Raw genomic sequence first — 831 nt, 5'->3', positions numbered from 1 at the left:
TTGGGTGAGATGTGTGTAGTTCATTATGCAATTTCGACTGGCCGGTCAAAAAGGCACAAATGCTATCGCATCTTGCCCTCATTAACCGATACCGTTCATAAATTGCACTTCATCCTAGAATTCGCCTTTCTTAAGATGAGTTATTCAAAGCATGTTCGAATGTGAAGTGCAATTAAAATTGAATGATCACAATTGGAAAATTAGAATCGCATCAGATGGTAAATCGCCACGGTAAATGATGTGGATCTTGTTTTCATCCGGGTCACGGGAATACGCACCGTAGTAGCCCTGACCATAGCGAAGACGCTCGCCAGGCGCACCTTCACTCACGCCACCGGCAGCCAAACCAGCATGAAATACGACCTTGACGCAGGAGGCGCTGGGAGCGAGAAATGCAACCATGCCTCCATTTCCTGCCGAGGCGAGCTCGCCATTAAACGGCACGCAAACATAAAACCGTGACAGAGTTCGATCAGGTAAAACCCATTATGCGGATGGTGGTCCACCATCAGGAGTAAGGTTGCGACGTTTAAGTCTCAACGGTAGCACCACCGGATCGTAAAAAGCAATTGCGCGCCGAAGATCAGAAGTACCAAATGTGAAGTGACTAAACATATTCAATTCCAGAGGACACTTACAATGAACAAGGGATGACGATTGTGGGCCTAAAGATGCGAGGAGCTGACTAACAGTGGGAACTCGACGAGCCTGTAAATAAATTTGTGTAAATGTCCACGGTCTATTAACCTCTGAAGAGGAATTTACCGATGGACATTGTAATGGATAGAGAGAAACTTAAAGCGTTGGCAAAAGAGCTTGCCAAGGACATTA

General features: G+C 46.0%; 1 pseudogene. It reads right to left on the bottom strand.

From position 1 onward, the window contains the following. Positions 1 to 186 precede the first annotated feature (186 nt). Positions 187 to 615 (bottom strand): annotated as a pseudogene (locus H8K32_RS19945) (VOC family protein). Between the last annotated feature and the right edge of the window lie 216 nt (positions 616 to 831).

This window comes from Cognatundibacterium jejuense, from assembly GCF_014284255.1.
In the GTDB taxonomy this organism is placed as follows: domain Bacteria; phylum Pseudomonadota; class Gammaproteobacteria; order Burkholderiales; family Burkholderiaceae_D; genus Undibacterium; species Undibacterium jejuense.
Note: the sequence above shows the minus strand (reverse complement) of the source record. Positions and strands in the feature narration are given on the sequence as shown.